The following is a 25487-nucleotide window of genomic DNA, read 5'->3' as shown; positions in this document are numbered from 1 at the left end:
AGGGGGAAGCCGAGTTCTACACCCGGTAGGAGAACTACTCGGCTGCCACTCGCTGGACCGTCTGCAGCAGGTCGCTGGGGCGGATCTGGGTGAGGTAGACCGCCGCCACCCGATGCTGCCGGTCGAGGACCAGGGTGCTCGGGACGACGTTGCGCGGATACCCGTCCAGGGCCGCCAGGCTGCGGGAGGCCGGGTCGAAGATGGAGTCGTAGGTCAGGCCCCGGTCGCGGACGAAGTCCCGGGCCGCGTCCCGGTCGTCCCGGACGTCGATCCCCAGCACCGCGACGCCGTCGGCGGCGGTCTGCCGGGCCACGAACTCGAGGTCGGGGGCCTCGACGCGACAGGGGCCGCACCACGAGCCCCACAGGTTCACCACGACGACCTTCCCCGTGTAGTCCGCGAGCCCGACCTGCGCGCCGTCGTTCAGCAGCGAGTCGCCTGCGAGGTCGGGCGCGGTGCCGCGGGACTCCGGCGGGTCGTAGAGGATCGTGGTCTGCCCGCCGGGCGCGACGAACGTGAACTCCTGCCCGCCGGTCGCCACGGCGTCCTTGCTGGTGGAGCAGCCCGCCAGTACCAGGACCCCGAGCAGCAGTGCGAGGAGCCTCATGCGCCCGTGGCGGTCGGGTCCGAGGCTCCCGCCGGCTCGGCGTAGCGCAGTCCGGTCATCGTGGTGCCGGTGAACTCGACGCTGGTCAGCGAGGCGAGCGCGCACTGGCGAGACCGCGGGTCGTGCCAGAGCCGCTGCCCGAGCAGGTACCGGCGCAGGGTCCAGATCGGCAGCTGGTGGGACACGCAGACGGCCTCGTGGCCCTCGGCGAGCGCGCGGGCGCGGTGCACCGCGCCGAACATCCGGTGGGCGATCCTGAGGTACGGCTCGCCCCAGGACGGGGTGAACGGGTCCCGCATGAGCTTCCAGTTCGCGGGCCTGCGCAGCGCGCCGTCCCCGACGCCGAACCGCTCCCCCTCGAACAGGTTGCCGGACTCGATCAGCCCGTCCTCGGTGAGGATCTCCAGCCCGTGGGTCTCCGCGAGGGGCGCGGCGGTCTCCTGCGCGCGCTGCAGCGGGGAGGCGACCACGGCGGTGACGTCCGCCTCGGCCAGGTACTTCGCGACGGTCTCGGCCTGCGCGCGTCCCTCGTCCGCCAGCCGGTAGCCGGGGATGCGACCGTAGAGCACGCCGTCGGGGTTGTGCACCTTGCCGTGCCGCAGCAGGTGGACGACCGTCCTCGGGCCGCTGACCTCGGGCGAGGTCCGGTCCCCGCTCACGGCGCGACCGCCGCGGCGGCGGCCCGGGCGGCGTCCGGCAGTGCCTTCTCGATCACGGCGAACGCCTCGTCGTCCAGCGCGGTGGAGACGAACCAGGCCTCGAAGGCACTCGGCGGGCCGTAGACCCCGGCGTCGAGCAGCGCGTGGAAGAACGGGGGGAAGCGCCAGGTCTGGGCTGCCTTGGCGGTGTCGTAGTCCACGACCTCGGACTCGGTGAAGAAGACCGAGAACATGCTCCCCGCCGTCTGCACGCGGTGCGGGACACCGGCACCCGAGAGCGCGTCGCCGAACAGGCCCACCAGGCGGGCCGCGTTGGCGTCCAGCGTGTCGTAGACGGCCTGGTCGGCGAGCTGCAGGGTGGTGAGCCCGGCGGCGACCGCGACGGGGTTCCCGGACAGCGTCCCGGCCTGGTAGACCGGGCCCGCCGGGGCCAGGTAGGCCATGTGCTCGGCCGAGCCGCCGAAGGCCGCGGCGGGCAGCCCGCCGGACATGACCTTGCCGAAGGTGTAGAGGTCTCCCGCCACGCCGTCCAGCCCGAACCAGCCCGCGGCGGAGACCCGGAAGCCGGTCATGACCTCGTCCATGACGAGCAGCGCGCCGTACTCGCGGGTGATCTCACGCAGGCCCGCGTTGAAGCCGGGCCGCGGCGCGACGGCACCCATGTTCCCGGCGGCGGCCTCGGTGATCACACAGGCGATCTCGGAGCCCCGCTCGGCGAAGACCGCGCGGACGGCGTCGAGGTCGTTGTACGGCACCACGACGGTGTCCTGCGCCTGCGCGCCGGTGACCCCGGGGCTGGTCGGCAGGCCGAGGGTCGCGACGCCCGAGCCCGCCTGGGCCAGCAGCGCGTCCACGTGCCCGTGGTAACAGCCCGCGAACTTGACGACGACCGTGCGCCCGGTGATCCCGCGGGCCAGCCGGATCGCGCTCATCGTGGCCTCGGTGCCGGAGTTGACCAGCCGGACCTGCTCCACCGGCGCGACCCGGTCGATGATCGCCTCGGCCAGCCGGATCTCGGCCTCGGTGGGCGCGCCGAAGGACAGGCCGTGGGTCGCGGCGGACCGCACCGCGTCGACGACGGCCGGGTGCGCGTGCCCGAGGATCATCGGCCCCCACGAGGAGACCAGGTCGACGTAGCGGTTGTCGTCCGCGTCCGTCAGCCAGGCGCCCCGCGCCGACCTCATGAACCGCGGGGTACCACCGACGGAGTTGAACGCGCGGACCGGCGAGTTGACGCCCCCCGGGATGACCTGGCAGGCGCGGGCGAAGAGCGAGGCGGACTGGGTGGTGCTCACCCCTCCAGTCTTACAGCCGCGCCAACCACTCCGTCGAAGGCCGGCGGTAAAGCAGCACCACGCCCGCGACGGACAGCACCAGCGGCAGCGCCACGATCAGCCCGGCCGCGCTGGCCGAGATGTTGAGCACCAGGAACAGGGCGAAGAGCACCGTGAGGACGGTGACCACGGTGCGCGCCCAGCGCCGCCCGGTCAGCACGGTGAGCGCCAGCGCCACGTACACCAGCGAGAGCAGGGTGACCAGCGCGAAGATCAGCCGGAGCGCCTGCAGCAGCTGGTCGAAGGTGATCTGCGCGTCCGTGAGCGTCTGCGCCAGGTTGAAGTCCGGCGGGAGCGCGGCCTCGATGTCCGCCTGGGTGAGCGGCACGAACAGCGACATCGCCCCGAGCACGACGAACGGCAGCGCCGAGACGACCAGCAGCACCACGCCGAGGACGACGGTGCCCGGCCTGCGCACCGGCTCGGGCGGCGCAGGCGGGGTCGGGGCCTGCGAGTACGGCGTGTAGGGGAACGGGTTCTGGGGCGCGCCGGAGGCGTAGGGGTTCTGCGGGTACTGGGCGTACTGCCCGCTGGACGGGCCGTTCGGGTAGTACCGAGGGCCCTCGTCGCCGGTGCTCACGCCGGTCAGCGTACCGGCCGGTGCCCGCCGCGGAGGTCGTCCGACAGGCGGACCACCGCGACGAGGAACTCCAGCACCACCCGTAGCAGGAGCAGCGAGAACACCGCGGCGACCGCACCGCCCACCAGCGCCGCCACCCCGAGGCCCAACCCGCGGGAGAAGAGCAGCAGGACCAGCGCGACGTACCCCACCGCGATCAGCACCAGGCCGACGACGTAGAGGAAGCGGGCGACGGCCGGGGTGGCGGACCGGTCGAAGTTCAGGTCCGTGAGCGCGGCGAGCACCCCGGGTTCGTACCGATCGGAGGACTCGCGCGCACGCTCGCTCATGGCCGATGATCCGCTCGCGAGCTCGCTCATGCACCCAGGATGCCGGCGACCTCGGCGGCCCAGTACGTCAGGACCACGTCCGCACCGGCGCGGCGGAAGCTCGTCAGCGACTCCAGGATGGTGCGCTCGCGCTCCAGCCAGCCGTTCGCCGCCGCGGCCTCGATCATCGCGTACTCGCCGCTGACCTGGTAGGCGGCCACGGGCACGTCCGCCGTGTCGGCGACGGTCCGCAGCACGTCCAGGTAGGGCAGGCCGGGCTTGACCATCACCATGTCCGCGCCCTCCTCGAGGTCGAGGGCCAGCTCGCGAAGCGCCTCGCGGAGGTTCGCGCCGTCCTGCTGGTAGGTCTTGCGGTCCCCGGTCAGCTGGCTCTCCACCGCGTCCCGGAAGGGCCCGTAGAACGCGCTGGTGTACTTCGCGGTGTAGGCGAGGATGCCGGTGTCGGTGAGCCCGGCCCCGTCCAGCGCCGCGCGGATCACGCCGACCTGCCCGTCCATCATCCCGCTGGGCCCCACGACGTGGGCCCCGGCCTCGGCCTGCACCACGCCCATCCGGGCGTAGACCTCCAGGGTCGCGTCGTTGTCCACCCGGCCCTGCTCGTCCAGGACGCCGCAGTGGCCGTGGTCGGTGAACTCGTCCAGGCACAGGTCCGACATGAGCACCGTGTCGTCCCCCAGCTCGGCCCGCAGGTCACGCAGGGCGACGTTGAGGATCCCGTCCGGGTCCGTGGCGCCGGAGCCGACGGCGTCGTGCTGCTCGGGGACGCCGAACAGCATGATCCCGCCCACACCACGCTGCACCGCCTCGACCGCGGCCTTCCGCAGCGAGTCCCGGGTGTGCTGGACCACGCCGGGCATCGACGCGATCGGGGTCGGCTCGGCCGCCCCCTCGCGGACGAACATCGGCAGGACCAGGTGCCGGGGCCGCAGCTCGGTCTCGGCCACCAGCCTGCGCAGCGCCGGGGTGGAGCGGAGCCGGCGCGGACGCTGAACGGGGAAGCCCATGGGACCAGGGTACGACCGGGGGTCGGTGACGGAGCGTGTCACCCCATACGGCATCCTGCGCGCGTGACCAAACCGGGACGCAGCGTCATCGCCCTCCTTCTCGATCGATCCAGCTCTCTCGGACCGCTGCGCGACGACGTGCGCGCACGCCTGGCCGAGCTCCTCGCCGAGCAGGCCGCACAGCCTGGTGAGGTCGAGGTCTACGTGGCCACGACCGGCAGGCGCGCCGGGAAGTTGGGCGGCGGTGTGCCCGCCGGGGACGTCGCGGTCCCGAAGCTGCGGGGACGGGGTACCGCCGCGGTGCGGGACTCGCTCGGCGCGCTGGTCGCCGGGCTCGGCGGGAGCCTCGCCGGGATGCCGGAGCAGGAGCGCCCGTCGCGGGTGTTCCTGCTGGTCGTCACGGGTGGCCACGACGAGGGCAGCGCCACCTGGGGTCCGGACGAGCTGCGCGACCTGGTCGCCGCGCAGGAGCGGGACTACGCCTGGGAGGTGGTGACCGTCACGGTCGCCGAGCACGCCGGGCTCGCCCCGTGGGGCGCGGGGTTCCGCTCGATCGGCGCGGCCCCGACCGCCGACGGGGTGCGGGCGGCCCTGGCCGCGGCGTCCCGGTACCTGTCGCGGGCCCGTGAGGTCGGACCCTGGGAGCCGGTCGAGGGCTTCTCGCAGGAGGAGCGGTGGGCGGCCTACCCGCCCGCGTTCCACAGCGACGAGGTCGGCGCGGACGAGACCACGGTCATCCCGGTGATCACCGCCGAGCGCCTCGCCGAGGCCGACCGCGCCGACGCGGAGAGCAGGCGGCGCTGGTGGGACCGGTTCCGCAGGCCCGCGAAGGTCTGACGACGACCGCTCCTCCCGTGCGCTCAGTGCGGTGATCACCGCGCTGAGCGCACACTCCTCGCGATCGTGCCGCGCTCAGAGCACGAAACGTGCGATCTCGGAGCGCGCACGACGAAGGCCGCACCCCCTCGGGAGTGCGGCCTTCGTGCGTCAGGCGCTCAGCGGCGGCGGGCCTTGACCTTGCGGGGCGGCGGGAGGGCGCCCTCGGCGCGCAGCTTGGAGGCGTGCGCGGCCAGCGCGTCCACCAGGGCCGGGACCCGGGACTCCTCCGGCTGCACGTCCACCCGCAGGCCGAACTCCCGCGCGGTCTCGGCGGTGGCCGGGCCGATGCAGGCGACGAGCGTGCGGGCGTGCGGCTTGCCCGCGATGCCGACGAGGTTCCGCACCGTCGACGAGCTGGTGAAGCACACCGCGTCGAACCCGCCGGTCTTGATCGCCTCGCGGACCGGGGCGGGCGGCGGGGCCGCGCGGACGGTCCGGTAGGCCGTCACGTCGTCGATCTCCCAGCCGCGGTCGGTGAGCCCGGCGGCGAGGGTCTCGGTGGCGATGTCCGCCCTCGGGAGCAGCACGCGGTCCACCGGGTCGAGGATGTCGTCGTGCGGCGGGAAGAGCTCCAGCAGCCCCTCCGACGTGGACGTCTGTGCCTCGTCGATGTCCGGCACCAGCTCCGGGACGATGCCGAACTCGCGCACCTTCTCGGCGGTCGCCGTGCCGACGCACGCGATCTTCACGCCGGAGAACGCCCGCGCGTCCAGCCCGAACTCGTGGAACTTCTCCCACACCGCACGCACCGCGTTGGTGGAGGTGAACACGACCCAGGCGTAGCGCCCGTCCACCAGGCCCTTGACCGCCCGCTCCATCTGCGTGGGCGAGCGCGGCGGCTCGACGGCGATCGTCGGGACCTCCTCGGGGATGGCCCCGTGCATGCGCAGCCGCTCGCTCATCACCCCCGCCTGGTCCTTGGTGCGCGGCACCAGCACCCGCCAGCCGTAGAGCGCGCGGGACTCCCACCACGACAGGTCGGCGCGGTCCGCGACGGCGTCTCCGACCGTGACGATCAGCGAGCCCTCCAGGTCCGCGGCGTCCGAGGCCATGGACCCGATGGTCGTGGAGACCGTCTTCTGCCGGTTCTCGGTGCCGTGCGCGGTGACCGCGACCGGGCTGCCCGAGGGGCGGCCCTGGCCGGTCAGCGCCGTGGCCACCTCGGCGAGGTGCGCGGCGGCGGCGTGCAGCACGAGCGTGCCGGGGAAGGCGCAGAGCGCGGCCCATTCGACGCCCGCGCGGACGTCCGCCTCCACGTGCGCCGAACCCGGCGCGACGCCGGCGTAGGCGGGCACGGCGGTGCCTGCGGGGACCCCGGGCACCACGTCGAAGGGAAGGCCCGCGGCGGCCACGGCACGGGCCTCGGCCACCACGGCGTCGATGCTGAGCGGGTCGCCCGCCACCAGCCGGACGACGGGGCGGCCACCGCGGGCCTCGGTGACCAGGTCACCGGCGACGTCCGCGGGCTGCCCGACGGCGGGTCGGACCTCCGCGCCCTCGGCGACGAGGCCCAGGACGGCCTCGGGCACGTCCGGGTCGTTGATCACGAGCGGGGCGGAACCGAGCACCTCACGGGCGCGCACGGTGAGCAGCCCGGGGTCCCCGGGGCCGGAGCCCACGAAGGCGATCCGACCGGCGGTCGGGGTTGTGCGAGTCATCGTTTTCCCTACGCTCCCAGCGTCTTCTATCTCTCTAGCGCACAAGCTCGTCGGCGCCCAGCTCGAGGAGCTCGAGGGCGAGGGCCGCCCCGAGCTTCTCGGCGTTGTCCATGTCAGCGGTGAGCGAGGCCTTCAACAGCTCGCCCTCGCTCACCTCTCCGATCCCGACGACGGCGCGCAGCGACAGCCGCATCACCACGGCCCCGTCGTCGTCCAGGTCCTCCACCACGTCGGCGTGGGCGGCGACGGGCGCACTGCAGCCCGCCTCCAGTGCGGCCAGCACCGCGCGCTCCGCGGTGACCGCCGCGCGGGTGCCCGCGTCCTCCAGCGCGTCCGCCAGGAACCGGGCGAGATCGGAGTCCTCCGCCCGGCACTCGATGGCCAGCGCCCCCTGCGCGGGGGCGGGCAGCATCTGCAGCGGGTCGAGCAGCTCGCTCGCCTCCGCCACCCTGCCCAGCCTGCGCAGACCCGCGGCCGCGACGACGACGCCGTCCAGCTCGCCGGAGCGCACCTTGCCGATCCGGGTGTCGACGTTGCCCCGGATCGGGACGACCTCCAGGCCCAGCCCCAGCGCGTGCAGCTGCACGGTGCGGCGCGGCGACCCGGTGCCGATCCGCGATCCCGGCCGCAGCTCACCGAGGACCCGGGTGGCCACCAGCGCGTCCCGCGGGTCCTCGCGGAGCGGCACGGCGGCCAGGGTGAGCCGGGGGTCCGGCGCGGTGGGCAGGTCCTTGTAGGAGTGCACCGCCACGTCCACCTCGCCCGCGACCAGCGCCTCGCGCAGCTGGGAGACGAACACGCCCACGCCGAGCTGCTCGATCGGGGCCATCGACCGGTCGCCCGTGGTGTGCACGTCCACCAGCTCGGTCTCCCGCCCGGCGGCGCGGATCAGCTCCGCGACCTGACCGGACTGGGCGACGGCCAGCGCCGACGGCCGGGTGCCGACCCTGAGCACGCGCCCTGCCGACGTGTCGCTCACCGGTCCACCTCGTCCACCAGCGGGGCCTCGAGCGCGGCGGCGACGTCCGCGCCCTGCAGGGACTGGGTCACCGAGCCCGCGACCGCGGCGGGCTTCTGCGGGTCGAGCTCGAACAGGGTGCGCAGGGCGGCGGCGTAGCTGTCCCCGTCCGGCCCCTCGGCGAGCTTCTTGACCTGCACCGTGGGCGTGTGCAGCAGCTTGTCGACGACGCGGCGGACGGTCCTGGTGAACTCGTCCCGCATGGCGTCCGGCAGCTCGGGCAGCCGGGAGTCCAGCCGCAGCAGCTCCGCGTCGACCACCTCGGAGGCACGGCGGCGCAGCGCGGTGACGGTCGGCGTGACCTCCGCGGACCGCTGTGCGGCCAGGTAGTTCTGGGCCTCCTCGGCCACCAGCTCCTGGGCCTGGGTGACGGCGAGCCCGTCCCCCCGGCCGGTGAGCCGCTGCTGCAGCGCCGCCAGGTCGACGACGGTGACCCCGGGCAGCTCCCCGACGGCGACGTCCACGTCCTTCGGCAGGCCCAGGTCGCAGACGACCAGCGGGGTCGCCCGGCCACCGACCCCCGCGACGACGGTCTCGACCTCGACGACGGTCCCGATGGCGCCGGTGCAGGCGACCAGGACGTCCGCCTCGGCGAGGACCGCGGGCAGCTCGTCGAGCAGGCCGGCGCGCGCGGGCAGCCCCGCCTCGACCGACTTCTCGGCCAGCCGCGCGGCCCGCTCCAGCGACCGGTTGAGCACCGTGATCTCGGCGGCTCCGGCGCGGCGCAGGTGCGCGGCGGCCAGCGCGCCCATGGCGCCCGCCCCGACCAGCACGGCGCGCCTGCCCTCGAGCCCGTCCAGCACCAGGGAGGCGTCCGCGAGGGCCTCGGAGACGACCGAGGCGCCCGCGGCGTCGATCCCGGTGCTCGCGTGCACCCGCTTGCCGACCCGCAGCGCCTGCTGGGCCAGCTCGTGCAGCACGCGGCCGACGGTGCCGGTCTCGTCCGCGGTCGCGTACGCCTGGCGCAGCTGGCCGAGGATCTGCGACTCGCCGACGACCATGGAGTCCAGGCCCGCGGCGACGGAGAACAGGTGCTGCACCGCGGCGCTCGCGTAGTGCACGAAGAAGTGCTCGGTGAGGTCGGCCAGGGCCAGCCCCGAGTGCCTGCCGAGCACCTCGGAGACGTCCGCGAGGCCGCCGTGGAAGGCGTCCACCACCGCGTAGACCTCGACCCGGTTGCAGGTGGAGAGCAGCGTCACCTCGCTGACGTGCGGGCACCGGACCATCTCGTCCAGCAGCTTGGGCACGTCGTCCGCGGCGACGGCGACCTTCTCGAGCACGTCGACCGGCGCACTGCGGTGCGACAGCCCGACGACGAGCACGCTCATGATGTGGCTACCGCCGATCCGTTGCGTCCGTGGACGACCTGGGGAGCGGCCGTACCACTGTCCGTGATACCCGCATCCGCGCTCCGGTGCCCCGCGACGTGGAACGCGAGCACCTGCAGCTCCACGGCGAGGTCCACCTTGCGGACCTCCACCTCCGCGGGCACCTGCAGCACGGTGGGGGCGAAGTTGAGGATGGAGTGCACGCCCGCGGCGACCAGCTGGTCGCACACCCCCTGCGCCGCCTGCGCCGGGGTGGCGATCATGCCGATGGTCACACCCGCGGCGGGGCAGACCCGCGGGATGTCCCGGACGTGTCGCACCTCGATGCCGTTGATCGGGCTGCCGACCAGCTCCGGGTCGACGTCGAACAGGGCGGTGACCGGGAAGCCGCGGCCGCCGAACCCGCCGTAGCCCGCCAGCGCGTGCCCGAGGTTCCCGACCCCGACCAGCGCGACGGCCTGCGGATGGTCGAGCCCGAGCACCTTCTCCAGCTCGTGCTGCAGCGACGCGACGTCGTACCCGACGCCGCGGATGCCGTGGGTGCCGATGTAGCTGAGGTCCTTGCGCAGCTTGGCCGAGTTGACCCCGCTGAGCGCGGCGAGCTCCTCGGACGACACGGTCTCCGCGCCGCCCTCGGCGAGCTGGCCGAGCACGCGGAGGTAGACCGCGAGCCGGGCGACGGTGGCCTCCGGGATGGCCTTGACGACCCGCTCGGGAGCGGTCGTCTCGGCGGTCGGGGAGGTGGCCTGCGGCGGCAGCGTCACGCGGCGACTCCTCGACCATCTACGTCAGTGCGAACCCTCGGGCCGGGGGCTGTGGCCCGCGGTCTGCGCGGCCCGGTGTCGGCGTCCGATGACGGGACGGACACCTCGGCGGCGACGTCGTCACACGGTAGTCGCTCGTGAAGGCAGGCACAAAGTTGCGATCTTGGTGGGTGGCGTGGTCGCGCTTGGGCCCACCCGCACGCGACCGGTGGGCGTCCGCCACCGCCCGCTCGCCGCGCCCGGGCGGGATCCGCGTGGCGTGCGACACGCCCGGGCGCGGGTTCGGGCTACCGCGGGGCCAGCACCGCGTCGACGAGGAGGACGTTCGCGTTCTGCGTGGTGATGTCCCCGCAGAGGACCTTCGCCTCGGTGCCCGAGCCGCCGGTGACCGTCAGGTCCTCGGCGGTGCCGCCGATCTGCACGGCGCCCCCGGCGAGCTGCTGCGAGGTCCGCGCGGCGAGCAGCTGCTCGCCGGTCTGCCGGGTCTGCGAGACGTGGTACTCCAGCAGCGCGGTCAGCTGGGCGGGATCGGCGAGCAGCCGCTGGAGCCGGCCTGCGGGCAGCGCCGCGAAGGCCGCGTTCGTGGGCGCGAACACCGTGAGGCCGGGCGCGGTGTTGAGCGTGTCGGTGAGCCCCGCGCGCACGATCGCGTCGTGCAGGGTGCTCAGCTCCGGGTTCGACTCCACCGCCGTGGCGACGGGCTGCAGGCTCATGGTGGCCAGCGAGCCGGGGTCGTCGGACTTGGGCAGGTCGGCGCAGCCGGGCCCGAACGCGGCCACGGCGACCCCCGGGGCCGGGGCCGGGGTGCGGGCACCGCTCGCGGCGACGGTCGGCACCGGCGGCACGTCCGTGGCGGTGGAGGCCTGCTGGCTCGGGGCCGAGCAGGCCCCCAGCACGACGACCACGGCCGCCGAGGCGACGAGGCCGAGCGGGCGCGCGATCTTCGGGTTTGCCGGCCTCATGTGGCTCCTCACGTGGCAGTGAACACGACCGCGGGCCAGCCGGTCGCACCGTCGGGAAGGACGTCCGCGGCCTGCTCGGTCTGCACCTCGCCGGTGCCGTCGGTCGCCCGGACGCGCATCGTATGGCTCCCCGTTCCGACATTCAGGACGCCCCGCCACATACGCCACGTGTCGCCTCCGACGTCCGCCGCGAGCTCGGCCTCCGACCACGGCCCACCGTCGACGCTGTACTCCACGCGGGCGATGCCACGAGGCTGCGACCAGGCGATCCCGGCGACCGTCACGGCGCCCGCGGGCACCCGCGCGAAGCGCCGCGGGAGGTCGATCCGCGCCTCGGTCTTGATCGGGCCCCGCTCCCCCCAGCCACGCTGCTCCCAGTAGGCCTGCCGGACGGCGAAGGTGGTCAGCTCCAGGTCGGTGACCCACTTCGTCGCCGAGACGTACCCGTAGAGCCCCGGCACGACCATCCGCACCGGGAAGCCGTGCTCGGTCGGCAGGGCCTCCCCGTTCATCCCGACGGCGAGCAGCGCGCCCCGCCCGGGCTCCAGCAGCACGTCGGTCGGAGTGCCCGCGGTCCAGCCGTCCGTGCTGGTGGAGAACACCTGGTCGGCGCCGGCCGCCGGACCCGCCTCGCGCAGCACGTCCGCGAGCTCGACGCCGACGAACCGGGCCGTCGAGATGAGGTCCCCGCCGACCTCGTTGGACACGCAGGCCATGGTCACGGTCCGCTCGACGAGTGGGCGGGCCATCAGGTCGTCGAAGGTCAGGGTGAGCTCGCGGTCGACCATCCCGTGGATCCGCAGGCTCCAGTCCTCGGCCTGCAGCTGCGGCACCCGCAGCGCCGTGTCGATCCGGTAGAAGTCCGCGTTGGCGGTGACGAACGGGGTGACGCCGAAGTCCGCCCCGGCCGGGATCGGGGCCTCGCGGGCGACGGTCGCGGCGGCCAGCCGCTGCGTGACCGCCGCGCGGGAGTCGACCGTCGGCCTGCCGAGCAGCACCCCCGCTCCCCCGCCCAGGATCGCGGCCGCGCCGACCGTCGTCGACGCGCCGAGCAGCACGGTCCGCCGCGGGTAGCCGCGGTACCCGGGCTCGTCGGGTCGCTCGGTGGCCTCCATCGCGAGCCGGTGCAGGGTGCGGAGGACCCACAGCCCCGCGGCCGCGGCGACGACCGGCGCCGCCAGGTCGGTCGGGACGATGGTGGGACTGGTGGCCGCGGCGACGATCCCGGCCAGCCCGAGCGCGCCCACCACGACCTGCCCGACCGTGGCGAACCGCCGCGACGCCAGCCCCGCCGCCACCGTGACCAACAGCAGGATCACCGCGATCCCCACGAGCAGGGCGGGCTTGTCCGCGGTGCCGAACGTGGTCTTCGCGAACTCGACGACGGCCTGCGGCGCGAGCCGGATCACCGCGTCCCCGACCAGCAGGTACGGCGAGGACGCGGGCGCGAGCAGCCCGGCGACCAGCTGTCCGGCCGCGAGCGCGGCCCCCACCGCCAGGACGGCGACCGAGACCGCGACCGGGCGCGACAGGGTGGTGGCCAGGGAGGGCTTCACCGGCCGGCGAGGGCCATGCGGAAGCGGTCCTCTTCGAGCCGGTAATAGCCGTGGGTCCGGCCGTCGATCTGGATCACCGGGACCATGTCGCCGTACTCCGCGCGCAGCTCCGGGTCGGCGTCCACGTCCTCGGTGGTCCAGGCCACGCCCAGCTCGCCGCAGATCCGCGCCACCTCCGCCTCCGCGACCTCGCAGAGGTGGCAGTCCGCCCTCGTGATCACCGTGACCGTCACGGGGTGGCCTCGGCCAGCGCCCGGCGGGCGATCTTGCCGGTGGGCGTGCGCGGCAGCGCGTCGACGAACGCGATCACCGTGGGCCGCTTGAACCGGGCCAGCCGCGCCTCGCACCACTCCCGCACGGCCTGCTCCTCGACCTCGCCGACGATGACCGCCTTCACCGCGGTGCCCGTGCGGTCGTCCGGCACTCCGACGACGGCGACCTCGGCCACGCCGTCGAGCCCGACGAGCACCTGTTCCACCTCGCGGGGGTAGACGTTGAAGCCGTTGACGATGATGAGGTCGGACGACCGGTCCACCAGGTGCAGGTCGCCGTCCGCGTCGAGGTAGCCGACGTCCGCGGTGCGGAACCAGCCGTCGGCGTCCGGACCGCCCGCCCCGTCCGGCCAGTAGCCGGAGAACAGGTTGGGGCCGCGCACCGAGACCAGCCCGGTGTCGTCCCCGGTGTCGGAGAAGTCGTCCGAGGGGTCGCCCTCCTCGAGCTCCTCGACCGGGCGGTCCTCCAGCGGATGACCGGAGACGTCCACGAGCCGCAGCTCCACACCCGGCAGCGGGCGCCCCACCGAGCCGGGCTTGGAGTGGCCCGGCAGGTTGCTGGTCACGACCGGGCCCGCCTCGGACAACCCGTAGCCCTCCAGCACCTCCATCCCGGTGGCCTCGCGGAACGCGGTGAGCCAGGCGGGCGGCAGTGGCGCCCCGCCGGAGGTGCAGATGCGCACGCCCTCCAGCGCGGCGCGCAGCTCGGCGTGGTCGACGTCCAGCAGCGCGCGGTACATCGACGGCACGCCCGCGACCCCGCTGACCCGGTGCTCGCGCAGGATCGACGGGGTGGCGGCCGGGTCGAACCGCTCGGTGAGCACGACTGTGGCGCCCGCCCAACAGACCTGCAGCAGGCCCGCGGCCAGCCCGAAGCTGTGGAACAGCGGCAGCGCGAGCAGCACCCGGTCCGCCGGGGTGACGGGCGCGGGGCGCAGCTGGGCGGTCTGCGCGCGGTTGGCCAGCAGGGCGCGGTGCGAGAGCTGGACGCCGCGCGGGTGGCCGGTGGTCCCGGAGGTGTAGACGAGCAGGGCGAGCGCCTCGCCGCCCGGCGGCTCGGCGACGGGCTCCCCGGCGGGGGCGTCCAGCGCGGGCGGAGGCAGTACGGCGATCCCCGCCGACACGGCCTCCTCGGCCGCGACCCCCGGGTCGGCGACGACGACCGCGGGCCGGGCGTCGCCCAGCACCTCGGCCACCTCCCGGGCCACCGACCGCTGGCCGACGGGCACGGCGACGGCCCCGGCGCGCAGCGCGCCGAACAGCGCGACGCAGAAGCCCGCGCCGTTGGGCAGCACCAGGACCACCCGGTCCCCCGCGGAGATCCCCGCGCCGACGAGCCTCGCCGCCTCGGCGTCCGCGGCGGCGTCGAGCTCCGCCCAGGTCAGCGTGCGTCCCGCCGTGACGTCGACGACGGCCGGATGCTCGGGTGCCCGCGCCGCGGCCCGACGGACCAGGGCGCCCAGATGCTCGACCTGCTCGGTTGGCTGCACACCTCGAAGTCTGGCAGAAGCACCCGCTCCGGCGTCCATGTCGTCCCCCCGCCCGGGTGCACAAGGGCGATGCGCCCGGCGGTACGCCGACACGCCCGTTTCCCCGCGTTCGACCGGACACACTGCGCGACCGCCACGCTGACCGCGCGTGACCGTCCGCTCACCGGATAAGACTCTCGGCGAGCGGTGGCGCCCGTGTCGACGCCCCGGGCCTCCCCTAGGGTTCGGCCCCACAACCTTCCAACGCCGCACCTCCGGGTTCGGCACGAGACCTCACCCAAGGGAGTGGCATGCAGTCCTTTGCCGGCGCACCGCGGGTCAGCCGGTGTCGCCCTGGTCCTGTTCGTCGGACCCGGGCGCACCAGGCTTCATGACCCACTCGATGCGTCCCGAAAGACTGCTCCCGGCGGAGCGGTTCGGCTCCGCGTGCCCCCCGGGTGACGGTGTCTCGGCGTGGTCCGACCTGCCTCGGCAGGGGCGGGGCCACGACGGGCACCGGTCCGGAGCGGGCGGGGCCGAGCTCCCCACGGCCCCGCCGCCCGGCTCCCCGACCCCGGCCCAGCCCGGCCCGACCGTCTCGGCCTCCCGCGGCCACACGACGGTCGACGGCCGGCCGACTCCCCGGCAGGCGCCAGTGACCGCTCCCCCCGTCACCCGACCGCAGGCCCCGCTGCAGGGCCGCCCCTCACCGGGCGGGCCCGTGCCGCGGCCGCCCGTCCCGCCCCAACCCCCGGTGGCCCCGGCGGCCGAGGCCGCCGAGCCCGGTCCCGGCGAGGACACCGGCGGTAGCTGGGTCCTCGTCAAGGCCTGCCAGGCGGGCGACCCGGACGCCTTCCGTGAGCTCTACTCCCGCTACCAGGACGTCGTGTTCCGGTACGTGCTGTTCCGGCTCGGCGACCGCACCCTGGCCGAGGACCTCACCCAGGAGACCTTCCTGCGGGCGCTGCGGCGCATCGGCTCGGTGAGCTACCAGGGTCGCGACATCGGCGCCTGGTTCGTCACCATCGCCCGCAACCTGATCTTCGACCACGTCAAGTCCAGCCGGTACCGGCTGGAGTCGACGACGGCCGACATGGTCGAGCACTCGCCGACCACGCACGGCCCGGAGCAGCAGGTCATCGAGAACGCGACCAACTCCGAGCTGCTCAAGGCGATCGACAAGCTCAACCCCGACCAGCAGGACTGCATCCGGATGCGGTTCCTGCAGGGCCTGTCCGTCGCCGAGACCGCCCAGCGGATGAACCGCGCCGAGGGTGCGGTCAAGGCCCTGCAGCACCGGGCCGTCCGACGGCTCGCCCAGCTCATGCCCGAGGGGCTGCGATGAGCGGCGGCTATATCGCGAACTACATGCTTGTCGTTACGGATGCGGCGAGTGAGCCACACCAAGCGGTGAACGGTCCCTACGCCGTAACCGACGACCGCCTGCCTCGTTGTGTGGGTGAACGTCGGAAGAGCGCGAGGCCCCGATCGGGCCGGACGCTGACGAACAGTGCAGGGATGCAGTGAGGACGGGCAGCATGGCCTCGGACCGATGGGGGTCTGGCGGCGCCGGTGGCGACGACTGGGACGACGAGCGGTGGGCGGCGATCGAGGCGACCTTCGTCTCGGACGCGTCGCTGGGCTCGCCGGACGAGGACCTGGCCCACGAGCTGGCCCTCGCAGCGGCGCTCGACGCGAGCCGGACCGACCTCAACCCGGACCCGGCGGCGGCCGAGCGGATGAGCCGGTTCCTCGACCGGCTCGGGCGTGAGCGGGAGGTGCCCGCCGAGCTGTCGACGGAGCAGACCACCCGCATCGAGCGGATCCGCGAGCCCCTGCGGGCGGCGGACACGGACCTGGGCGAGACCCGGGACCTCACCGCCGACCTGGCCGCGTCGTCCACCGCCTCGTCCACCGCGGCGCCGACCGAGTCCCTCGAGTCCCTCGAGTCCCTCGAGTCCACCGGGGCAGGGCAGCCCGGCAGGCCGCAGTCCGTCGGGCAGGTGACCGAGCGCGCGGACAACGTGGTGTCGCTGGGCAACCGCCGCTCGCGGCGCCGCAACTCCCACGTGCTGCCCGCGAACCACCCGGACAACGCCCGGCGCCCGAAGCTCGGCCGCCGCGTCGCGCTCGTCGGGGCGGCCGCGGCCGCCGGTCTGGTCGCGCTGGTCGGCGGCACCGCCGCGATGAGCGGCGACGCCCTGCCCGGGGACTCGCTCTACGCCATGAAGCTGATGAGCGAGTCCACCGGCACCGCCTTCACCTTCGGCGACGCCGAGAAGGCCAGGCGGCACCTCGACATCGCGGCCACCCGGATCCAGGAGATCGAGCGGCTGCAGCAGGCCGGGCGCACCCCGGACCCCGCCACCTACGAGTCCGCACTGCGGGCCTTCGACGCCGCGGCGAGCGAGGGCTCGCGGATGGTGTTGGCGGGCCCGGAGCCCTCCGACGCCGGGCTGGACGAGCTCAACGCCTGGGCCCACCGCCAGTCCGAGGCCATCGCCGCCCTGGAGAGCGCGGACGGCGAGGTCCCCGGGGCCGCGGACTCCGCGCGCCTGATGGAGCGGCTGGCCGAGCGGTCGGCGGCGCTGCAGGCCCGGATGGGCTGCAGCGAGGTGAGCAGCGGGGCGGACGATCTCGGCCCGGTGCCCGCCACCAGCCCGTGCGTGCCCGTCTCCTCCGGCTCGCGGTCGGGGACCTCCGACCTGGCCGGGTCGCCCGAGTCCGCCACCCGCAGCGGCGGCACCACCTCGACGGGCCCGTCGGGCACCACGACGACGTCGCCGTCCGGCTCCGTCGCGCCGTCGGAGACCGAGGACGGCCTGCTCGGCGGGGTCGTCGGCACCGACCAGGACCCCACGACCTCGAGCACCGAGGGGTCGTCGAGCACGTCGGCGAGCGGAGCCCCGCAGAGCAGCAGCACGGACAAGCCGAGCCGCAGCAGCGGGAGCGGGGGTGGCGGCGGGCTGCTGCCGCCGATCAACCTGCCGCCGCTGCTGCCCGGGCTGCCGTCGATCACGCTGGGCTGAGCACCACCGGAAGGCCGCGCGGGACACCACCGCGCGGCCTTTCGTGTGTGTCCGTACACGTGATCGTCGGCTCGGCGGGGGTACCGCCAGTAGGCTGGGGACGTCCGCGGGCCCGCGGGCCAGGCGGAGCGCTGAGGTGGTTGGACCCGAGGTGGTAGTGGAGCACGAGGGGGCGTCCGAGCGGTCGGACGACGGTCGCGCGCAGGTCGCGGGCGTCGCCGAGTCCGCGGACGTGATGGCGGCGGTGAGCGCGCTGGACCGGTCGCAGCGGGCCGGGGAGGCCGCCGCGGCCGCGGCGGTGGCGGCGGGTGAGACCCCGCCCGCATCGACCGCGGCCGAGCAGGACCTCACGGCCGCCGCGTTCTTCGACGTCGACAACACGATGATGGTCGGGGCGTCGATCTTCCACTTCGCCCGCGGGCTGGCCGCGCGGAAGTTCTTCACCACCTCCGACCTCGCCGGGTTCGCCTGGCAGCAGCTGAAGTTCCGGATCGGCGGGCGCGAGGACAAGACCGGCATCGCCGGGCACCGGGACACCGCGCTGTCGTTCGTGGCGGGCCGCCCGGTCGCCGAGGTCACCGAGCTCGGCGAGGAGATCTACGACGAGCTGATGGCGGACCGGATCTGGGCGGGCACCCGGGCGCTGGCCCAGATGCACCTGGACGCCGGGCAGCGGGTCTGGCTGGTCACCGCCACCCCGGTCGAGCTGGCGCTGATCATCGCGCGCAGGCTCGGCCTCACCGGGGCGCTGGGCACGGTCGCCGAGAGCGTGGACGGGCACTACACCGGCAGGCTCGTCGGGGAGATCCTGCACGGCCCCGCGAAGGCGCACGCCGTCCGGGCGCTGGCCGTGACCGAGGGCCTCGACCTGCGCCGGTGCACCGCCTACTCGGACTCGGTGAACGACGTCCCGATGCTCTCCGCGGTCGGCACCGCGGTCGCCGTGAACCCGGACGCCGAGCTGCGGGACGTCGCGAAGGAGAAGGGCTGGCAGATCCGGGACTTCCGCACCGGCCGCAAGGCCGCCCGCATCGGCGTCCCGTCGGTGCTGGGCGCGGGCGCGCTCGCCGGCGCGGTCGCCGCGGGGGTCGCGTACCGCAGGCGCTGACCCGCGGGGCCGCCGCGGGTCTCAGCCGAGGAAGACGTTCCGCCGCTGGGACAGCAACCGGTACAGGGTGTGCTGGATGGTCTCGCGCACCTGGTCGGTGAGGTTGAAGACCAGCATCGGGTCCTCCGCGTCCGCCGGGGTGTAGTGATCCAGGTGGATCGGCTCGCCGAACTCGATGTACCACTTGGACGGCAGCGGCACGAGCCCCAGCGGGCCGAGCAGCGGGAAGGTCGGCGTGATCGGGAAGTACGGCGCGCCGAGCAGCCGGGCCAGCGGCTTCACGTCGCCCAGCTTCGGGTAGATCTCCTCGGCGCCGACGATCGACACGGGGATGATCGGCACCCCCGTGCGCAGCGCCGCGGAGACGAACCCGCCGCGGCCGAAGCGCTGCAGCTTGTACCGGTCCGCGAAGGGCTTGCCGATGCCCTTGAACCCCTCCGGGAACACCCCGACGAGCTCGCCGGAGGACATCAGCCGCTCGGCGTCCGGGTTGCAGGCCAGGGTGGCGCCGTTCTTGCGGGCCAGCTCGCCGACGACCGGCAGCATGAACATCAGGTCGGCGCCGAGCAACCGCAGCCTGCGCCGGTCCGGGTGCTCGCTGTGCAGCGCCTGGATGGTCATCAGCGCGTCCAGCGGGAGCGTGCCGGAGTGGTTCGCGACGATCAGCGCGCCGCCGGTCGACGGGACGTGCTGCATCCCGATGGTCTCCACGCGGAACCAGTGCTCGTAGAGCGGCTGCAGCGCCGGGGCCAGCACGGAGGAGGCGAGCTCGGGGTCGTAGCCGTACTCGTCCACCTGGTAGTCGCCGGAGAGCCTGCGCCGCAGGAAGCCCAGGGCGGACTCGAGCGCGGACTCCCAGGCGGGGGGCTCGGGATCGGGCACCGCGGCGATCGGCGGGATGGCGGTCGGGGGCTCGTCGTCCGCGGGCGGACGCGGGTGCGGGGTGGAGGTGGTGGGGCGGCGGGCGCGGTTCTCGGTGCGCGCGGAGGGCCCGGGCTGGGCCGGTCGCTGCCCGCGCGGACGCGGCTCGCCGAGCCGCCACCGGGTGCGCCCACCCGTCTCGTCCGCCCGCAGCGGGATCACACGCGCCTCCGGCACTGCCGCCCCCTCGTTCTCGTCCCCGACCATCACCCGAGCACCTTCGGTACGGCCCGAGCCGCCGCCAGCACGGTCCGCTCCGCCGCCTCGAGCCGGCCCCGCCCGAGGACGGGGCGCAGCGCACGGCCGCGGACGTAGTCGTCGAAGGCCTGGACGGTGGTCCACCGGGGCGCGAAGCCGAAGCCTTCCTTGAGCCGGGTGGTGTCCACCACCCGGCCGAAGTTGAGGAAGCGCATCTGCTCGGGCGAGTAGTCGACGATCCGCGCGCCGCGCAGGAGGCGTCCCACCGGCCCGACGGCGAGCGACGGCACCCCCACCTGGATCTGGCCCGCCCGCCGGATGGCCTGGGACAGCATGAGCACGCCGTCCGCCGCGACGTTGAACACCCCGGGGAGGTCGTGGGTGGCGGCCCGCTCCAGCACGGCGAGGGCGTCCTCCTCGTGCAGGAACTGCAGCCGCGCGTCGAACCCGAGCACGGTCGGCACCACGTGCAGTGCGAAGTAGCGGGTCATCACGGTGTCGATCCGCGGACCGACGTAGTTGCAGAAGCGCAGGACCGTGGTGGTGACGTCCGGCCTGCGGCGGGCGAAGCCCCGCAGGTAGCCCTCGATCTCCGCGGCGTCCTTGGCGTACCCGCCGGACGGGAGGTCCTTGGGGGTCATCGACTCGTCGAACAGCGCGGGATCGCGCGAGCCGGAGCCGTACACCGCCGTCGTGGACTTGAGCACCACGCGCCGCACCGTCTCGGCCTTCTGGCAGGCCGCGAGCAGCTGCATCGTGCCGATGACGTTCATCTCCTTCATCGCCGTGCGGCCGCCGGACTGGCCGGGACCCGACGACAGCGCGGCGTGCACCACGGTGTCGACGCCGGCGCCGGAGATGACCTTGGCGATGAGCGGGTTGCGGATGTCCGCGCGGACGAACTCGGCGCGGCCCATGCGGCGCAACATGTCCCGCGGGGGCGGCACGGTGTCGACGCCCACCACGCGGTCGATCCGCGGGTCGGCGGCCAACCGAGCGGCCAGGTTGCCGCCGAGGAACCGGCTGACCCCGGTCACGAGCACGACGGAGGGCGGGTCGCCGACGTCGTCGGCGCCACCGGGAGGACCCGAACGCGTCACGGGCACCTGTCTCGTCGTGGGTGGAACGACAAGGATCCCGCCCGCGCCTGGAGGCGGACGGGATCCCGGGGTCCTACTTGCCGAGCTTGCGACGCTGCACGCGGGTCTTGCGGAGAAGCTTGCGGTGCTTCTTCTTCGACATCCGCTTGCGACGCTTCTTGATGACCGAGCCCATGCGCCGGTACCTCCTACGATTACTGCTTTTCGCGCGCGTGGATGCACACGGCGAGACGATGACCGGTCGCCGATCCTACCCGGCCGGAGCGACGGGACCCGAGCCGGGGTGCGCCCTGCGAGGGGTGACGGCTCAGCCCGCGTCGAAGTAGGCGTGGCGCAGGTAGTCCTCGACCGCGCGCTTGGGTACGCGGAAGGAACGGCCCACCCGCGCGGCGGGCAGCTCGCCGCCGTGCACGAGGCGGTACACGGTCATCTTGGACACGCGCATCATGGCGGCGACCTCGGCCACGGTCAGGAACTGCACCGCGGAGAGGTTCTCGACACGCTCGGGCTGTCCCGGACGCGCTGGCTCCTGCGTGGCCATCAGGCACCGCCTTCCGTCTCCATACCACTGCCCGCAGGGGAATCCGCATCCCCCGCGTGGCGTGTTCCCCGTGAGGATAGCGGTGCCGGTGTGACGCCTTCGACACACCATGCCACACCGGCGGGGCGTTCAGGCGCGCGTCAGGGTGACACGTGCTCCATCGATCGGGTCAACCCCGCTCCACCGAGCGTCCCAGCTCGACGGACCGGTCCCGGGCGGCCTCGATGGCGTCGATCAACGCGGCGCGCACCCCGTGCCGCTCCAGCTCGCGGATCGCGGCGATCGTGGTGCCCGCGGGTGAGGTGACGGCCTCGCGGAGCAGGACGGGATGGTCGTCGGACTCGCGGAGCATGGTGGCGGCCCCGAAGGCCGACTGCACGATCAGGTCCGCGGCGACCGAGCGCGGCAGCCCGAGCAGGATCCCGGCGTCGATCATGGCCTCGACCAGGAAGAAGAAGTAGGCCGGCCCGGAGCCGGACAGCGCGGTGACGGCGTCCTGCTGGCTCTCGGGGACGCGCACGACCTTGCCGACCGCGCCGAGCAGCTCCTCGACGACGGCCAGGTGCTCCGTGGTCGCGTGGCTGCCCGCGGACACCGCGCTCATCGCCTCGCCGACGACCATCGGCGTGTTGGGCATGACCCGCACGACCGGCGTGCCCGCGGGCAGCCCGCCCTCGAAGAGCGCGGTCGGCAGGCCGGCGCAGAGCGACACCACGAGCGTGCCCGGGGTGAGCGCGGGCGCGAGCTCCGCCAGCACCGGCGCGATGTCCTGCGGCTTCACCGCGATCACCACGACATCCGCCTTGGCCGCCGCCGCGGGCACGTCCGCGGACTCGACGCCCAGCTGCGCCGACAGCGCCGCCGCCCGCTCCGGGTGCCGCTCGGTGAACACCAGCTCCGCGGCGGGCCGCCCGGCCGCGAGCAGCCCCGACAGCAGCGCCTCCCCGATCTTCCCCGCTCCCAGCACGGCGATTCGCGTCATGCCGGGAACGGTAACCCCGACCCCCCGGCGCACCCACGGCGGACCGATGCCCCGCCCGCAGCCCGGCGGGCTCGGGGGCGGACGGGTGCGGTCAGTCCCGCGGGAGGGGGGCCAGGGCCAGCTGGCGGGCCTGGGCGACGATCCGGCCCGTCGAGTCCCGGACGGTGCAGTCCTCGTCGAACCAGGTGCCCGCGACCATCTCGGAGCGGGAGGCCAGGTGCAGCCAACCGGGCGCCGGGCGGGCCCGCAGCACCGCGGTGAGCTGGACCGTCGGCGCCCACCCGAAGCCGCCACCGAGGTTGAACAGGGTGGGCGGCAGCGCGTCGCCCGCGAGCAGGGCGAAGTACGGGTCCGGTTCCTCGCCGCGCGGGCGCATCCAGCCCCGGACCACCGGGTCAGCGGTCTCCCCGCGGACGAACGCCATCGTCGTGGGGTCGAAGCGGGACTCGGTCGCGGCGGCGAGCCCCTCGCCCGGCCTGCGGACGTTCAGCACGGCCTCGACCGCGTCCGCGGGCGGGTCGGCGGGCATGTCGCTCGGCACCAGCCAGCGCGGGTCGGAGTCCGGCAGGGTGCCCGCGGTGATCGTGGCCGTGAGCATCAGCCGGTCCCCCTGGGTCATCCGCACGGTCGCGACGGACGCCTGCCTGCCCAGCTTGACGACGTCCGTCGCCAGGTCGACGGCGCCCAGCTCGGGGGCCCGCAGGAAGTCCGTCCCGACGACCACGGGATCGAGCGCGCTGCCCTCACCGTGCTCGGCGTCCAGCCGGGCGATCCCGGCCTTGGCCAGCAGCACCATCAGGAGCCCGCCGTGCGCCTTGCCGCCGATGGTGAACGACCGGCCCAGCTCCGCGGTGTACCGGCCGTCGCCCTGCGCGGTCAGCACGGTCGCCGCGGAGAAGGGCCGTTCGGTCGTGACCGCGCTGTCGCTCATACCCCGGTTGGTATCACGCCACCGGGCCGTTGATCCACGCCTGGGGAGTGACTCGGTCGTCTCACGACCCACCCACGCCCCAGGTGTGGATCACGGGGTCGGGGTCGGGCGCGGGACGGCGGGGGACGGCGGGCGGACCGGCGCGAGGTGCAGGCGGGCGTAGACCAGGGACTCGGCCAGCAGCGTGGCCCGCTGGGCCCTGGTGCGGCAGCGGCGCGTGCTGACCTCGAGCACGACCACCCCGTCGGCGGCGAACCGCCCGGTGGACAGCCGCTCGCAGACCTCCGCGCACGGCTGGGTGCCGCGGCCGGGCACCAGGTGCTCGTCCCGCGGGGCGCCGGACCCGTCGGTGAGGTGCAGGTGGACCAGCCCCTCGCCCATCCGGTCCAGCAGGTCGAGCGCGTCCGTGCCCGCCGCGGCCGTGTGGGAGAGGTCCAGGGTGTAGAAGCGGTGCCCGACGGTCGTCGGGTCGAAGCCCGGCGCGTACGGCACGGTCCGGATCCCCATCCGGGAGACCGGGAACATGTTCTCCACCGCGAGCCGGACGTCCGCGTGCTCGCCCGCGCGGGCCACCTCGTCCGCGAACACCGCGGCGTAGCGGCGCTGCCAGCGGAAGGGCGGGTGCAGGACCACGGTCCGGGCCCCGAAGTGCTCCGCGGCCGCGACCGACCGGCGGATGCGCTCGACCGGGTCGGTCCCCCACACCCGCTGCGTGACGGCCAGACAGGGCGCGTGCACCGCGAGCACCGGCACCCCGTACCGCTCGGACAGCCGCCGGACCGCGGGGACGTCCTGCGAGACGGCGTCCGTCCACACCATCAGCTCGACGCCGTCGTACCCCAGCTCCGCGGCCAGCTCGAACGCCGCCGCGACGGGTTCGGGATAGACCGAGGCGGACGACAGGACGACGGGCGGGGTCACCGTTCCAGGAGTACCAGGATCGCCGGGGAGACGGTGAGGAGCAGCCCCACGGCCACGGCGAAGACGGTCGTCCGCAGGTCGTCGTTGCGGAGCAGGGCGCGCACCCCGAGCACCAGCCCGACGGTGATGATCACCGCGGCGGCCAGCGCGACCACCGGCAGGTTGAACCACAGGTAGCGGAAGCCGACCCAGATCCCGGCGCCCACCAGGGCCCCCGCGATCCACTGCCCGATGACGACGGCCCAGCCCTGGGGGGTGCCCTCGTCCTCGGTCTCGTCGTCCTCCCGGACGCGGTCCGCACGGCCGAGCCCGGCGGGAGCGGCGAGATCGGGCTCGTCGTCGTCCTCGTCCAGCGGGGACCCGCCGAGCTGGGTCGGGGGGCCGCCGTCGAGGTCGTCCTCCTCGACGGGCGGGGATCCCAGCTGTGTCGGGGGGCCGCCGTCGAGGTCCGGGGCCGTGAACGGCGCGGTCAGCGGCTCGCCTGCCTCCGCCGGGCCGCCGAGCCTGCCGAGCTGCTCGGTCTCGCGCTCGCGGGTCTCGCCGGGCCGGGCGCCCGCCTCACGGGTCTCCCCCGGCCAGGCGCTGCCCGCGAGCCCGAGGCCGTTCGCGTCCGGTCGGCCCGCGCCCGGGCGACCGGTGAGGTCGCCGCGGGGATCGCGACGGCCGGTGTCGGGGCGGCTCGTGTCGGGGCGGGCCCAGGGCTGCCGGGGCTTGCCGAACTGCTGCTCGGGCCCGAGCCGGGCGGAGTCCTGGGGCGCCTGTCGGGTGGGCGCCGGGGAGGCGGGTGCCGCCTTGTCCTGCAGCGCCTGCCGGTCCGGTGCCTGCCGATCCCGTGCCTGACGGTCGGGTGCCGCTCGGTCCTGCACCGCTCGGTCCTGCACCGCTCGGTCCTGCACCGCTCGGTCCTGGGGCGCGGGTCCGGTGCCGCGCGACCAGTCCGCGCGTGCGCCGCTGCGGGACCGCGGATCGGCGCTGCGGGACCACGGGTCGCCGGCGGTGGCGGCCGGGCCACCCGTCCCCGGCAGTCCCTGCCTGCTGCGGGCGTCGTTCCAGGAGCCGAGCCGAGGCGGAGCGCCTGCGCGCGAGCCGTTCGAGCCCGCACCGTTGGGGGGGACACCGTTCGAGGGCACACCGTTCGCGCCGGCAGCGTTCGGACCGGCACCGTTCGGACCGGCACCGTTCGGGGCCCAGCGGCTCGGACCCTGCCCCGTACCGCCCTGCCCCGGCCGGTACGGCTCGGGCTGGGCCGCGGGCGCGCCCTGGCCGCCCGCCTCCTCGCGCCCCAGCCGCGCCTCCTCGGCCGCCCGCCGCGCCGCACGCCCACCGGGCTGCGGAGC

General features: G+C 74.7%; 26 protein-coding genes. 4 read left to right on the top strand and 22 right to left on the bottom strand.

Annotated features, from left to right (window positions below; genetic code table 11):
* Positions 1 to 34: 34 nt before the first annotated feature.
* The 6 genes from ABD993_RS30900 to hemB are packed head-to-tail and all read right to left on the bottom strand — an operon-like array spanning position 35 to position 4513.
* A complete protein-coding gene (locus tag ABD993_RS30900) occupies positions 35 to 607 on the bottom strand; it encodes a TlpA family protein disulfide reductase (protein WP_345426279.1) in 573 nt (190 codons plus the stop codon).
* On the bottom strand, positions 604 to 1266 hold the full coding sequence (locus tag ABD993_RS30895; protein WP_345426277.1) for a histidine phosphatase family protein: 663 nt from the start codon (positions 1264 to 1266) through the stop codon (positions 604 to 606). Before ABD993_RS30895 ends, ABD993_RS30900 begins: the two co-directional genes overlap by 4 nt.
* Positions 1263 to 2561 carry a glutamate-1-semialdehyde 2,1-aminomutase gene (gene hemL / locus ABD993_RS30890; RefSeq protein WP_345426275.1) on the bottom strand — a complete coding sequence of 433 codons (1299 nt, stop codon included), beginning with the start codon at positions 2559 to 2561 and terminating at the stop codon, positions 1263 to 1265. The genes ABD993_RS30895 and hemL overlap by 4 nt, the downstream gene beginning before the upstream one ends.
* Positions 2562 to 2571: 10 nt before the next feature.
* The gene (locus ABD993_RS30885) at positions 2572 to 3180 is read right to left on the bottom strand and encodes a hypothetical protein (protein WP_345426274.1); all 609 of its coding nucleotides are present in this window, start codon (positions 3178 to 3180) and stop codon (positions 2572 to 2574) included.
* A 5-nt stretch (positions 3181 to 3185) separates the two neighbouring features.
* Positions 3186 to 3539: a DUF4282 domain-containing protein gene (locus ABD993_RS30880; RefSeq protein WP_345426271.1), complete on the bottom strand. Its 354-nt coding sequence runs from the start codon at positions 3537 to 3539 to the stop codon at positions 3186 to 3188.
* Complete coding sequence (gene hemB, locus ABD993_RS30875) at positions 3536 to 4513, bottom strand: porphobilinogen synthase (RefSeq protein ID WP_345426269.1); 978 nt, start codon at positions 4511 to 4513, stop codon at positions 3536 to 3538. Before hemB ends, ABD993_RS30880 begins: the two co-directional genes overlap by 4 nt.
* A gap of 63 nt (positions 4514 to 4576) precedes the next feature.
* Here hemB and ABD993_RS30870 point away from each other — a divergent pair, with 63 nt between their 5' ends.
* Positions 4577 to 5350: a hypothetical protein gene (locus tag ABD993_RS30870; RefSeq protein WP_345426267.1), complete on the top strand. Its 774-nt coding sequence runs from the start codon at positions 4577 to 4579 to the stop codon at positions 5348 to 5350.
* Between the two features lie 158 nt (positions 5351 to 5508).
* Here ABD993_RS30870 and ABD993_RS30865 read toward each other — a convergent pair whose 3' ends face one another.
* The 8 genes from ABD993_RS30865 to ABD993_RS30830 form a co-directional block, all read right to left on the bottom strand.
* Positions 5509 to 7050, bottom strand: a complete 1542-nt coding sequence (locus tag ABD993_RS30865; protein ID WP_345426265.1) for a bifunctional uroporphyrinogen-III C-methyltransferase/uroporphyrinogen-III synthase — start codon at positions 7048 to 7050, stop codon at positions 5509 to 5511.
* A gap of 34 nt (positions 7051 to 7084) precedes the next feature.
* Entirely contained in the window at positions 7085 to 8029 is a 945-nt protein-coding gene (gene hemC, locus ABD993_RS30860; RefSeq protein WP_345426263.1) for a hydroxymethylbilane synthase, read from the bottom strand.
* A complete protein-coding gene (locus ABD993_RS30855; RefSeq protein WP_345426261.1) occupies positions 8026 to 9396 on the bottom strand; it encodes a glutamyl-tRNA reductase in 1371 nt (456 codons plus the stop codon). Before ABD993_RS30855 ends, hemC begins: the two co-directional genes overlap by 4 nt.
* Complete coding sequence (locus ABD993_RS30850) at positions 9393 to 10160, bottom strand: redox-sensing transcriptional repressor Rex (protein ID WP_425569199.1); 768 nt, start codon at positions 10158 to 10160, stop codon at positions 9393 to 9395. The genes ABD993_RS30855 and ABD993_RS30850 overlap by 4 nt, the downstream gene beginning before the upstream one ends.
* A 287-nt stretch (positions 10161 to 10447) precedes the next feature.
* Entirely contained in the window at positions 10448 to 11122 is a 675-nt protein-coding gene (locus ABD993_RS30845; protein WP_345426259.1) for a fasciclin domain-containing protein, read from the bottom strand.
* An 8-nt stretch (positions 11123 to 11130) separates the two neighbouring features.
* Positions 11131 to 12678 (bottom strand): molybdopterin-dependent oxidoreductase, encoded by a 1548-nt coding sequence (locus ABD993_RS30840; protein WP_345426257.1) that lies wholly within the window; start codon positions 12676 to 12678, stop codon positions 11131 to 11133.
* Complete coding sequence (locus ABD993_RS30835) at positions 12675 to 12911, bottom strand: glutaredoxin family protein (RefSeq protein WP_345426256.1); 237 nt, start codon at positions 12909 to 12911, stop codon at positions 12675 to 12677. Before ABD993_RS30835 ends, ABD993_RS30840 begins: the two co-directional genes overlap by 4 nt.
* Complete coding sequence (locus ABD993_RS30830) at positions 12908 to 14479, bottom strand: AMP-binding protein (RefSeq protein WP_425569198.1); 1572 nt, start codon at positions 14477 to 14479, stop codon at positions 12908 to 12910. Before ABD993_RS30830 ends, ABD993_RS30835 begins: the two co-directional genes overlap by 4 nt.
* Before the next feature lie 595 nt (positions 14480 to 15074).
* Between ABD993_RS30830 and ABD993_RS30825 the strand changes: the two genes are divergently transcribed.
* The 3 genes from ABD993_RS30825 to ABD993_RS30815 all read left to right on the top strand — a co-directional run bounded on the left by ABD993_RS30825 (position 15075) and on the right by ABD993_RS30815 (position 18556).
* Positions 15075 to 15764 (top strand): sigma-70 family RNA polymerase sigma factor, encoded by a 690-nt coding sequence (locus ABD993_RS30825; protein WP_425569196.1) that lies wholly within the window; start codon positions 15075 to 15077, stop codon positions 15762 to 15764.
* Between the two features lie 193 nt (positions 15765 to 15957).
* Positions 15958 to 17448: a DUF5667 domain-containing protein gene (locus tag ABD993_RS30820; RefSeq protein WP_345426254.1), complete on the top strand. Its 1491-nt coding sequence runs from the start codon at positions 15958 to 15960 to the stop codon at positions 17446 to 17448.
* Between the two features lie 235 nt (positions 17449 to 17683).
* The gene (locus ABD993_RS30815; protein WP_345426379.1) at positions 17684 to 18556 is read left to right on the top strand and encodes an HAD family hydrolase; all 873 of its coding nucleotides are present in this window, start codon (positions 17684 to 17686) and stop codon (positions 18554 to 18556) included.
* Between the two features lie 21 nt (positions 18557 to 18577).
* Here ABD993_RS30815 and ABD993_RS30810 read toward each other — a convergent pair whose 3' ends face one another.
* From ABD993_RS30810 to ABD993_RS30775, 8 genes are all read right to left on the bottom strand, one after another.
* Entirely contained in the window at positions 18578 to 19684 is a 1107-nt protein-coding gene (locus tag ABD993_RS30810; RefSeq protein WP_425569203.1) for a lysophospholipid acyltransferase family protein, read from the bottom strand.
* Positions 19684 to 20775, bottom strand: a complete 1092-nt coding sequence (locus ABD993_RS30805) for an NAD-dependent epimerase/dehydratase family protein (protein WP_345426251.1) — start codon at positions 20773 to 20775, stop codon at positions 19684 to 19686. The genes ABD993_RS30810 and ABD993_RS30805 overlap by 1 nt, the downstream gene beginning before the upstream one ends.
* A gap of 73 nt (positions 20776 to 20848) precedes the next feature.
* Complete coding sequence (locus tag ABD993_RS30800) at positions 20849 to 20950, bottom strand: 30S ribosomal protein bS22 (protein ID WP_010241351.1); 102 nt, start codon at positions 20948 to 20950, stop codon at positions 20849 to 20851.
* Between the two features lie 132 nt (positions 20951 to 21082).
* Positions 21083 to 21316, bottom strand: coding sequence for a helix-turn-helix domain-containing protein (locus ABD993_RS30795; RefSeq protein ID WP_345426249.1), 234 nt, complete (start codon positions 21314 to 21316; stop codon positions 21083 to 21085).
* A gap of 169 nt (positions 21317 to 21485) precedes the next feature.
* Positions 21486 to 22298, bottom strand: coding sequence for a pyrroline-5-carboxylate reductase (gene proC, locus ABD993_RS30790; protein ID WP_345426247.1), 813 nt, complete (start codon positions 22296 to 22298; stop codon positions 21486 to 21488).
* A 91-nt stretch (positions 22299 to 22389) separates the two neighbouring features.
* Positions 22390 to 23229 (bottom strand): thioesterase family protein, encoded by an 840-nt coding sequence (locus tag ABD993_RS30785; protein ID WP_345426245.1) that lies wholly within the window; start codon positions 23227 to 23229, stop codon positions 22390 to 22392.
* A gap of 90 nt (positions 23230 to 23319) precedes the next feature.
* Positions 23320 to 24150, bottom strand: coding sequence for a sugar phosphate isomerase/epimerase family protein (locus tag ABD993_RS30780; RefSeq protein WP_345426243.1), 831 nt, complete (start codon positions 24148 to 24150; stop codon positions 23320 to 23322).
* The coding region (locus ABD993_RS30775; protein ID WP_345426241.1) for a hypothetical protein at positions 24147 to 25487 on the bottom strand (1341 nt) is incomplete at its 5' end. The genes ABD993_RS30780 and ABD993_RS30775, both read right to left, overlap by 4 nt.

This window comes from Pseudonocardia xishanensis, assembly GCF_039541715.1.
Taxonomy (GTDB): Bacteria; Actinomycetota; Actinomycetes; order Mycobacteriales; family Pseudonocardiaceae; genus Pseudonocardia; species Pseudonocardia xishanensis.
Note: the sequence above shows the minus strand (reverse complement) of the source record. Positions and strands in the feature narration are given on the sequence as shown.